Below are 11,522 nucleotides of genomic sequence, written 5' to 3' on the forward strand. Positions count from 1 at the left end.
AAGAAAACTACAGGTGAAATCTAAACGGGAATGGTATCAAAAAAAGCGGGACAAGGTGCAGGGAAATTATGACATTCACTTATTTATCTGTTTAATCTAGGGCGAGAATAGATTGAATGAACTCTGTTTTAATTTCCCGATATTGCTCTTGAGAGAAGCCAATACATCTTTGTTTGAGCTGATTATATTGTTCGGTCAGACTAGGTGCATTTCTTAATCGGTCGCGAAAGATGAGGAAATTACAGAATTCGGAGCCTGTGACCACGATTTGCAATGCGACATCGTGTAGTTGGGATTCCAACATACAAAGCTGATCCGTGCGTAGCGTATCAAGTTTTTCTTTAAAATTAAGCTGTTGTAATTTTTCAATGGTATCTAAAAAATGATGAGCGGGGACTTCTACATAAATATCTAAGTCACCTTTTGAAATTGCGTTTGGAATAGCAGATGAACCAATATGTTCAACAATAGCAAAAGGGGTAAGTTGCAGGATCTTATTTTTATAATCTTCAAAAAGTTGCTTACAAGCGGGCTGGTATTGGAGGGCTGAGAAAAACTGCATATAAGTAATCTCATTTTATTATTGCTATTTAAAGGTAACGTTAAAATAATAAAAAACCCGAACCATGTAAACATGATTCGGGCTAGGAGATAGAAGACTGAAAATTAGTCTTCAGATAAAGTCATCAAACTCGCATTACCACCTGCTGCTGCAGTGTTTACGCTAATTGCTCGTTCAATGACTAGGCGTTCTAAAGGAATTTGCTCATTCACTTGAAGGTGAGTGATTCCCACGATTGCTCCAGAGCGGTTTGCAATCTTATGCTGTAAGTCAGTTAATTGTTCAACTGAACCTTGATGTAAAGCAGCATCAAAATGATCTGCTTCAACACTTGAAATCACAGTGATCGCATCTAATACATCTTTTGGTAAAGATGCTTTGTGTTTCACTAGGAATGCATTGTCTTTTAATACCGCTGCTGTGCTACCCACTGCGAAAATTGCTAGGAGTTGCTGCAATTGAGCAGCTTCATCATTGGCAATAGCAAGTACGCGATGGCGAGGCAAAATAATGTATTGGTTGCTTTCACCTGTTGGACCTTGCAATTCGTAGAACTTACCAACACCAAATGCTGGAATCGTTGGAATTGCTTGAGGCATATTTTTATTTGCCCAAGACAACAAGTTTTGGTAAGCAACATTCGATACAGCATCAAAGTTAGAGATTTCAGCTTTCACCGCAAATGGTGTTGCTAATACTTTCTCAGAACAATGCTCCATTAAACGGTACATATAAAGTGGACCACCAGCTTTTGGACCAGTACCAGATAAGCCTTCACCACCAAATGGTTGAACACCTACAACTGCACCAACGATGTTACGGTTGATATATAGGTTACCTACTTCTGCGCGTTGAATAACCGTATTAATGGTTTCATCGATACGGGTATGTAGACCCATGGTCAAGCCATAACCTTTTGCATTGATACGATCGATCAATTGCTCAAGTTCACCGTACTTATATGTGATGATATGCAATACAGGACCAAATACTTCGCGCTCTAAGTCATCAAGATTTGGTAATTCGATCGCCGTTGGCGGAACGAAGGTACCTTGTGCAAGTGCTTGTTGGCTTGCAGCATCATTGAACATCAATTGATGAACAGGGTAACCCTTAGATTTCATCTTTTGAATGTGCGTATCGATCGTTTGTTTTGCTTCCGTATCGATTACAGGACCAATATCAGTTTTTAAGATCGCAGGATTGCCAACGATCAACTGTTGCATTGCACCTTTCAACATTTTGATAACGGTTGCAGCGCTGTCTTCTTGAACGCATAAGATACGTAGGGCAGAACAACGTTGACCGGCACTGTCAAATGCAGAACTGACAACATCAAGAACGACTTGTTCAGTCAGTGCAGAAGAATCGACGATCATCGCATTTTGACCACCAGTTTCCGCGATTAACGGAATCGGTTGACCATTTGGAGACAAGCGTTTTGCCACAGTCTTTTGCAAGATTTTTGCAACTTCTGTAGAGCCTGTGAACATGATGCCTTGGATGCGATCATCTTGGCTTAATTGCGCACCAACAGTTTCACCACGACCAGGAAGAAGTTGAACCACACCGCGTGGTACGCCAGCTTCCCAAAGCATTTCAACTGCTTGAGCTGCAATGAGTGGTGTTTGTTCCGCAGGTTTTGCAATCACACAGTTACCGCTAACTAAAGCAGCTGCAATCTGGCCCGAGAAAATTGCAAGAGGGAAGTTCCACGGGCTGATACAAAGTACTGTACCCAATGGTTTTACTTGTGCATTTGCAGGTAAGTTTTCGATTTGTGTTGCGTAGTAACGTAGGAAATCAACCGCTTCACGAACTTCTGCAATCGCGTTGGCATAGGTTTTACCACTTTCACGGCAAAGCAATACCATCAACTCCTGAATGCGAAGTTCCATCAAATCGGCAGCACGTTTTAAACATGCGGCACGTTCAACTTTGTCCGTCATGGCCCAGCTTTGTTGTGCTTGCACGGCAGCTTCTAATGCCAGTTGTACATCTGCACTGGTTGCTTCATTGACATGACCAACCACTTCACTGTTTTGTGCAGGGTTTGTAATTGCAATTGCATTACTTTGATCATGGACTGTTGATTCAAAACCAAGCAGTGGCTTACTGTTCCACATGTGGTTACGAAGTTTTTGTGCAGTTGCATCTAAATCTGTTAATGGTTGATCGTTATTCAGATCGAAGCCATTTGAATTTGGACGTAATGGGTAAAGATCATGCGGAAGTGGGATCGCAGGGTGTTTTAAGCCAAGCTGACCTTCTTGTTGTGCTGAAGTTTGAATGTCTTTGATTGGAGACTGGATCAGGTCTTCAACTTTCAATGTCTTATCAGCAATACGGTTGACGAATGAAGTATTGGCACCATTTTCAAGTAAACGACGGACCAAGTAAGCCAATAATGTTTCATGGTTACCAACAGGCGCGTAAACACGGCATGGAACACCCAATTTGCCATCTTCTTTAGAGCCGACAACTTGTTCGTACAATGGCTCGCCCATACCGTGCAAGCATTGGAACTCGTACTGACCTGGGTAGTATTTGCTTGGATCAGCCAAGGTGTAGATTGTTGCAAGTGATTGTGCATTGTGTGTTGCAAATTGCGGATACACTTGATCTGGTGCAGCAAGTAATTTTTTCGCACAGGCAATGTATGACAAATCAGTGTGAACTTTACGAGTGAACACAGGATAGTCGGTCATACCATCAATTTGCGCTTTTTTGATTTCGCTGTCCCAATACGCACCTTTCACCAAACGGATCATCAGGCGTTTGTTGCTGCGTTTTGCAAGATCAACAATATAATCAACAACGTAGAAACAGCGCTTTTGGTACGCTTGAATAACGAACCCAATGCCTTTCCAATCCGCAAGTTTTGGTTCGAAACATAAGCGCTCAAGTAATTCGAGAGAAATTTCTAAACGTTCAGATTCTTCAGCATCGATGTTTAAACCGATGTCATAGTGTTTTGCCAAGCACGCAAGCTCAAAAACTTTGTTGTAAAGTTCGTGATGTACACGATCAATTTGCGCACGTTGATAACGTGGATGCAATGCAGAAAGCTTGATTGAGATACCAGGGCCATCGTAAACGCCACGGCCATTTGATGCTTTGCCAATCGCATGAATCGCTTGGGTGTAGTCGTTATAATAACGCTCAGCATCATGATCAGTCAGCGCAGCTTCACCCAACATGTCGTATGAGTAGCGGAAACCTTTGTGTTCAAATGGTTTTGCATGATCCAGTGCTTCTTCGATGGTTTCACCCGTAACGAACTGCTCACCCATCATACGCATCGCAACATCAACCGCTTTACGGATGATGCCACGACCACTACGCGCCAAAAGACCCGTTAATACGCTAGACAAACTGGTTTGCTTAGGTGTTTCCATGAGCTTGCCAGTTAACATCAAACCCCATGCAGCAGCGTTGACGAACATCAGGTTACTTTGACCTACGTGTTCTTTCCAGTTGCCTTGGTTGATCTTGTCACGAATCAATAAGTCGCGTGTTGCTGTATCTGGAATACGAAGCAAAGCTTCTGCCAAACACATAAGCGCAACACCTTCTTGTGAAGAAAGTGAGAACTCTTGAAGTAAACCTTGAACAATACCTGCTTTACCAGCCGAGCTTTTACGCTCACGTAAATTATGCGCTAGGCTAAATGCAAGTTCATAAATTTTGTGGTCAAGATCAGGAGAAATGCTTGCTGCTTCAGCGAGTACAGCGACTGCCTCAGGCTCAGCACGTCGCCAAGCTGTATTAATGCGTTGCTCAAACTCACTTTTTTCTTTAAATTCGGTAATATAACCGTCTATGTGAGCTGTTTCCATTTGTGCGGGAGTATCCAATGTATTCATACTAAATTCCAATAACAATCTCTAGAACATATTGAGTAGAGAGGTTTAGATAATTTATGATTACAGAATGAAACCCGAGTAACTCACTATAATTTACTTATTTTTTAGAGGAAAATTCAGTTGAATGGCCCTATTTATGCGTTAGATCGAACTGATCTAAAAATTCTGGATATTCTTCAAGCAGATGGGAGAATTTCTAATAGTAAATTAGCAGAACTCGTGAACCTATCACCGACTGCGGTGATGGCGCGTGTCCAGAAGCTGACCAAGGATGAATTCATTTTAGGATATGAGGCAAAACTTAATCCCAACAAGCTAAATGCTAGTTTTTTGGTGTTTGTTGAAGTACTGCTGGATAAAACCACCCCACATGTTTTGGATGATTTTATTGATGCCGTAACGCAATATCCCGAAATTGTGGAATGCCATATGGTCAGTGGTGGTTTTGATTTTCTGATTAAACTGCGCAGCGCAGGGATGGAGGAGTTTCGTCGTATTGCTGGGCAGATTTTATGGCAATTACCGGGTGTGAAGGAAACTCGAAGTTACCCAGTGATGCAAGTGGTAAAAGATAGTTCAAAAATAAAAATCAAATCAAAAACAAAATTTTAAGCAAAAGAAAGGGGCTCTAAAGCCCCTTAAATTTTCATTTAAGAATTATTTCATTTCACGTGTATAGATTTCATCAGCTTGTTCAAAACGACTGGTGACCGCAGCATTTGGTGCTTTACCAAGTAAGCTCACCACCACGATACTGATCAAAGCAAAAACGAAGCCTGGAATAATTTCATAGATACCTGTGTAACCGAAGAAGTTTTTCCATAGGATTACCGTCAAAGCACCAACAACCATACCCACCAATGCGCCGTTTAACGTCATACGTTTCCAGAACAATGAAAGAATAATCAATGGACCAAATGCAGCACCAAAACCAGCCCATGCATAAGCAACTAAGCCAAGAACTTTACTCTCTGGATTTTGAGCAAGAGAGAGGGCAAGCATTGCAACAGCAAGTACCATCGCACGTCCAATCCACACCAATTCTTTTTGAGATGCATTTTTACGGATAAAGCCTTTATACAAATCTTCCGTCAAAGCACTCGAACAAACCAGAAGCTGACAGCTTAGCGTACTCATGACTGCAGATAGAATGGCTGCAAGGATCACACCAACAACCCAAGGGTTGAATAAGATTTTGGTGAGTTCCATAAATACAGTTTCAGGGTTAGCTGTTACTGCTGCTGCAAATTCAGGATGCATCTGGAAGTATGCAATACCGATGAAGCCTGAACCGACTGCACCCGCTAAGCAAAGAATCATCCAGGTCATACCAATACGGCGGGCTGCTGGAATTGATTTCACAGAATCAGCTGCCATGAAGCGTACAAGAATGTGTGGTTGACCAAAATAGCCTAGACCCCAAGCCGCAGCAGAAAGAATCGCAACAACACTCAAGTTGGTCGCAAAGTCAAAAGCGTGCGGGCGAACAGATTCAATCACGGCACTAAACTCTTCCATGCCAATGCCTAGAGACATATACGTTACGATAGGAAGGAGTAATAATGCAAAAATCATTAAGCCAGCTTGGAAAGTATCGGTCCAGCTGATTGCTAGGAAACCACCAATACACACATAACCAATCGTCGCAAATGCGCCTAGCCATAACGCTGTTGAATATGGCAGATGGAATAGGGTTTCAAATAAACGTGCACCAGCGACCATGCCAGAAGCACAATAAATTGCAAAGAATACAAGAATAATCAATGCAGATGTGACGCGTAAGATTTTTTTCTGATCGTCAAAACGACCAGTAAAATAATCTGGTAAGGTGAGGGCATTGTTTTGTACTTCAGTATGTACACGTAAACGTCCTGCGACCAAATACCAGTTTAGCCATGCACCAATAATTAAACCGATGGCAATCCACGATTCAGATAAGCCAGTCAAGTAAATAGCACCAGGTAAACCCATGAGTAACCAGCCACTCATGTCTGATGCGCCCGCTGATAATGCGGTTACAAAACTGCCTAGACTTCGGCCTCCAAGAATATAATCGTCAAGGTTTTTGGTAGAAAAATAGGCGTATAAACCGATGCCAAGCATGGCCAGGATATATACCACGAATACAACAACTGTGGGATTAGAAAAATTCATAATGGATGCCTGTCCTTACATATCCATAATTTGCAATCACACCTGAATAGCCAAAAAAATGATTTACTATTCTTGGGATTGATAAGGTCACAGATTCAAGCACAAATGTTTTTTAAAATACTGTTATGTTTGTGTTTAATATTTGTATGTTTTGTGTAATTTAAATTAAGTGTATGAATATTAGTTTTTTAATTGAAAAAATAGGATTTTTTTTCATCTAAAATTGAAGAAATAGCTATCAAAAATTAAGCAAAATGTTTTCAAACGTTACAATAACCAAAATCTGCATATGTATATTAAATTAGATGTGTTAAAAACTAGGCAAATTCAAAGACACATAATGTTACAAAGGCAACAATCTAGAGAACTTTCACTATAAAAAAATATAATGTTAAGCAGTTTTGCTAATGAAAAATCAGTTGGAATATTTCATATTAGTTCATTGCACCATAAGGGTGCATTGTCTGAGAGAAATGGAAGTGGAAACGGTTCAAGCGGCAACGATAAGAATAGAGCATGATTTGCTCGGCGCAAAAGAAGTTCCAGCAGATTGTTATTATGGAATCCATACACTGCGTGCAATTGAAAATTTTAAAATTTCTTCGCAAAAAGTTGGACAAAATGGCTACTTTATCCGTGCATTAGCACAAGTGAAGAAAGCTTCGGCTCAAGCGAACTTAAGTTTTGGCAAATTAACAGAAGCACAAAGTTTGGCGATTCAACATGCCTGTGATGCTTTAATTACTGAAACAGAAAAATGGCAAAATGCATTCCCGATTGATATTTATCAGGGGGGTGCAGGCACTTCAATTAATATGAATACCAATGAAGTCATTGCAAATATTGCACTTGAATCATTAGGGTATCAAAAGGGCCAATATGATGTGATTCATCCAAATGACCACGTCAATAAGTCACAATCAACCAATGATGTCTATCCAACGGCGATTCGTCTATCCACTTACTGTTCTTTAGATGCTTTATTTACGCAAATGGATAAGTTGATTACTTCATTTGAAAATAAAGCAATTGAGTTCCGTTATGTATTAAAAATGGGACGTACCCAATTGCAAGATGCTGTTCCGATGACACTCGGACAAGAATTTCATGCTTTCGCGACCTTATTAAAAGAAGATATACGTTTGATTAAGCGTACCCGAGAAATGTTACTTGAAGTGAACTTGGGTGCGACTGCGATTGGCACAGGCGTAAATACGCCAAAAGGTTATGCTGTCCAAGCCGTTTCATGTTTAAAAGACATCACAGGCTTAAATCTGGTCGGTGCGGAAGATTATGTGGAAGCAACCAGTGATTGTGGCGTATTCATCATCTTATCAAGTACATTGAAACGCCTTGCATGTAAACTCTCAAAAATTAGCAATGACTTACGTTTGCTCAGTTCAGGACCGCGAACAGGTTTAGGCGAAATTCAATTGCCTGAATTGCAAGCAGGTTCTTCGATCATGCCTGCAAAAGTAAACCCAGTAATTCCTGAAGTGGTCAATCAGATTGCTTTTAAAGTGATTGGGAATGATTTGACTATTACCTTTGCAGCAGAAGCAGGGCAATTACAACTCAATGTGATGGAGCCTGTGATTGCAATTTCATTAAATGAATCAATTGAATTGCTTACACATGCAATTCAAAGCTTGGATGAAAAATGTGTACGCGGTATCAAAGCAAATGAACAAGCTTGCCATGATGCAGTAATGCGTAGTGTCGGGATTATTACGTTGCTTGATCCACTCTTGGGCCATGCATTGTGTGATGAGATCGGTAAACAATGTATTGCTGAAAATAAAACCATTCAAGAGGTCGTTTTAGAGCGCAGTTTGCTGACACAAGAACAACTTGATGAGATTTTCTCTTTTGAAAACTTGGTTTCAGAAGTTGATGGTATTCAAGTGGATTATGTCGCTTAATTCTTAACTGGATAGTTTTGATTAAAGCCCAGTTCAAATCGAATTGGGCTTTTTTTTGATGGTACTGAGAAATAATGGATTAGTGAAATTATTTGATCGGGTCAACACAACGCTTTATTCCTGTGATCAAGTCATCTGACATATTACAGATCATTACAGAGTGGGTGGTTGTCTTGTTTAAGCGGCTCACCTATGGTCTAAGAGGTGTCTTAAGAACACCAATGCTTAACAACAATAAATAAGTTAAATGACAAAGGTTGAATAATGATGATGCATCACTTTATTAGACGCAGTTTAATCTCGATTGGAATATTGGTATTGCCTGTCGTACCTTCACTGGTTTTTGCGCATGGCTATGTACTTAAACCTGAATCTCGAGCCTATGCCTGTAAGTTAAATAAGAATACTCAGTGTGGCAGCATTGTGTGGGAACCGCAAAGCTTAGAAGCACCCAAAGATTTTCCGCAGTCTGGGCCGCCAGATGGACAGATTGCAAATGCGAATCTGAGTCAATTTTCAGAACTGAATGTGCAATCGCCAACACGGTGGATAAAAACAAATTTACCAACGGGTCCCAATGATTTTACTTGGCAATTTACAGCGCAACATGTGAGCCAAGGTTGGCGTTATTTTATCACCAAGCAAGGGTGGAATCCTTCATTACCATTGGCACGTAGTGCTTTTGATCTCAATCCCTTTTGCAGTGTGGATGGGAAATATCAAAAACCTGCAAGTGTAGTCACACATCGTTGTAGTGTGCCCGCTGACCGAAGTGGCTACCATGTCATTTTAGCGGTTTGGGATATCGGTGATACCAGCAATGCCTTTTATAATGTCATTGATGTAAATGTCGGTTCAGGTAACCCAACAACACCAGTCGATCCACAACCACCGAAACCAGTTCAAAGCTGGAATGATATTGGTGATATCAATCCGCTTGATGACTTATTGCAAAATGATCGGGTATCGACGCGTGTGTTTGATGCTAATGGTGAAAATTCAAATTTAAAAACAGAATTACTGATTACAAGTACGGCCAATGGCAGTCGAAATATTTGGCCACGCTTATTAGCAGAAGCGATTAATCGAGAACATAGCGCGTTACGGGCAGGCGTTAAAAACACAAATGGTGAGATTGTGCCAGTCAGTGGGAAAAATGATGTTTATAGTAGTTTAAATAGTGGAATTCAGCGTGTCGAAATCAAAATTGAGCGTGCACTGATCAGTGGTGGTTCTTATGATTTTGTTTACCCGAAGAATATCAGTACATATAAAGTAGGGACCAAGGTATTAGGCAGCGATGGACGTATTTATCAGTGTAAGCCATTTCCTTATGGCGGTTGGTGTACGATCCAAGCGCCTCAATATGTTCCTGCCACTGGTTCCAATTGGCAGGATGCATGGATTCTCATAAAATAATAGTCAGTGTAAAAATCAAAAAACCGAGTGAATAGATCACTCGGTTTTTTGATATTCAGGATTTAAAAAATTATAAACCTGACTCATAGTCGCTGTTTGAAAGCAACTTTTCAACATCTGCCATATTGTCTGGTTTGATCTTATAAATCCAGCCTTTACCATAAGGTTCGTCATTGACAAAGTCAGGGTCATCTTCAAGTTCAGTATTTACTTCAACGACGGTGCCTGACACAGGTGCATGGATATCAGATGCTGTTTTTACCGATTCAACAATACCTGCTTGTTCAGTTGCAGTTACATGGCTGCCAACTTCAGGCGTTTCCACATAAACTAAATCACCCAACTCATCTTGTGCATGGTCAGTAATTCCCGTAACAACTAGGTCACCCTCAATTCTTACCCATTCATGCGTACGTGCATATTTCAATTCCGCTGGATGATTCATGACAACTCCTTAACAATCTGTCTCATCATTTTATTGGCTTTATACAGGTTTTTTAATCAAAACAAAAGTTTTTGTAATGAAGGGTTTAGCTTTATATAAACCCACCACATTTACAATCTTACAAATAAGGGTCTTTGCGCCAGTTACTTGGACTACGACCACTCCAACGCTTAAATGCACGGCTAAAATTCGCAACATCTGAATAGCCGAGCTCATCTGCAATTTGTTCTAAACTATAATCTGTTCGAGAGAGTAAAGACGTTGCATGACGGTAACGAACTTCATCGACTAAGGTTGAGAAGGAGGTTCCTTCTGCAGCTAATTGTCGTTTTAATGTTCGATCTGACATATGCAGACGTTCAGCCACATTTTCAATACTTAAATAATGCTGTTCTGAATTGGTCAGAATATCACGGACTCGCATTGCTAAACGACGGCGTTCGCCTAGTGCTGATAATTCGGTTTCACATTGGTTAATTGCAATCTGACTGGCAATCGCATCTGCATTGACCATCTTTAAGCCAAGATATTTTTTATCAAAGCTAGAAATCAAATGTGGCTGATTAAAGCGTACTGTACTGGTTAAACGGTCTTTATATTTCTCAAAGCCTGCTGGTTCAGCAAAATCTAAGTCAACCTCACCTTTTAAATCATCAATTCCAGTTAAGGCTTTGGCCATGGTCATAATACCAATGGTTAAACCTAAAATGATTTCGGTGCGTAAGGGCTCGACTTCAATATCACATTGGAGTTGTAAGGTGGCTTTCGGCCCGAATGTGGAAAAATAGAGTTGTAAAAAGGGAAGGCGTAACTGAATGAAACGACTTGCCAATGCAATCGCATCGGTAATGTCATGCGCCGTCATAATGGCATAGCCGATAAAACCATGAATGGAAATACGCATCTGCGTACCTAGATGAAAGCCAAGTGTACTTTCACCAGTCAAACGCAAAGCGTGTTTCACCAATTCATTCGCAATCGGTGTTGGAATTCGATAGTTTGGATCAGCCAACTGTTCACTCGTTAAATGAAATGGAGCAAACAATGTTTCATCGCTATATCCCCAGCGAGAAACAACATCTAATAGCAATAAGCCGTAGACGCCTGGTATTCCTTGATCTTGACGAGTTGAGGTTGTTTTCATGTGCTTTCCG

At 40.6% G+C, this 11,522-nt stretch carries 8 protein-coding genes; 3 read left to right on the plus strand and 5 right to left on the minus strand.

Going from position 1 to position 11,522, the window contains the following annotated elements; all coding sequences use genetic code 11:
• Positions 1 to 91 precede the first annotated feature (91 nt).
• Both F909_RS06230 and putA read right to left on the minus strand, forming a co-directional pair.
• Positions 92 to 562: a GrpB family protein gene (locus F909_RS06230; RefSeq protein ID WP_005152399.1), complete on the minus strand. Its 471-nt coding sequence runs from the start codon at positions 560 to 562 to the stop codon at positions 92 to 94.
• Positions 563 to 666: 104 nt separating this feature from the next.
• On the minus strand, positions 667 to 4,428 hold the full coding sequence (gene putA, locus F909_RS06225; protein ID WP_005152401.1) for a trifunctional transcriptional regulator/proline dehydrogenase/L-glutamate gamma-semialdehyde dehydrogenase: 3,762 nt from the start codon (positions 4,426 to 4,428) through the stop codon (positions 667 to 669).
• Between the two features lie 120 nt (positions 4,429 to 4,548).
• Between putA and F909_RS06220 the strand changes: the two genes are divergently transcribed.
• The gene (locus F909_RS06220) at positions 4,549 to 5,040 is read left to right on the plus strand and encodes an Lrp/AsnC ligand binding domain-containing protein (RefSeq protein WP_005152404.1); all 492 of its coding nucleotides are present in this window, start codon (positions 4,549 to 4,551) and stop codon (positions 5,038 to 5,040) included.
• 45 nt (positions 5,041 to 5,085) lie between these two features.
• Here the strand turns inward: F909_RS06220 and putP are convergent, their stop codons facing one another.
• A complete protein-coding gene (gene putP, locus F909_RS06215) occupies positions 5,086 to 6,582 on the minus strand; it encodes a sodium/proline symporter PutP (RefSeq protein ID WP_005152406.1) in 1,497 nt (498 codons plus the stop codon).
• A gap of 473 nt (positions 6,583 to 7,055) precedes the next feature.
• Here putP and aspA point away from each other — a divergent pair, with 473 nt between their 5' ends.
• Positions 7,056 to 8,504, plus strand: coding sequence for an aspartate ammonia-lyase (gene aspA, locus F909_RS06210; RefSeq protein ID WP_050559995.1), 1,449 nt, complete (start codon positions 7,056 to 7,058; stop codon positions 8,502 to 8,504).
• Positions 8,505 to 8,768: 264 nt separating this feature from the next.
• On the plus strand, positions 8,769 to 9,923 hold the full coding sequence (locus F909_RS06205; RefSeq protein ID WP_005152408.1) for a lytic polysaccharide monooxygenase: 1,155 nt from the start codon (positions 8,769 to 8,771) through the stop codon (positions 9,921 to 9,923).
• 70 nt (positions 9,924 to 9,993) lie between these two features.
• On the opposite strand, the gene gcvH is transcribed toward F909_RS06205, so the two are convergent.
• On the minus strand, positions 9,994 to 10,368 hold the full coding sequence (gene gcvH, locus F909_RS06200; protein WP_005152409.1) for a glycine cleavage system protein GcvH: 375 nt from the start codon (positions 10,366 to 10,368) through the stop codon (positions 9,994 to 9,996).
• 118 nt (positions 10,369 to 10,486) lie between these two features.
• On the minus strand, positions 10,487 to 11,512 hold the full coding sequence (locus F909_RS06195) for an AraC family transcriptional regulator (protein ID WP_005152410.1): 1,026 nt from the start codon (positions 11,510 to 11,512) through the stop codon (positions 10,487 to 10,489).
• Positions 11,513 to 11,522 lie beyond the last annotated feature (10 nt).

It is taken from the genome of Acinetobacter sp. ANC 3929, from assembly GCF_000369405.1.
Classification (GTDB): Bacteria; Pseudomonadota; Gammaproteobacteria; order Pseudomonadales; family Moraxellaceae; genus Acinetobacter.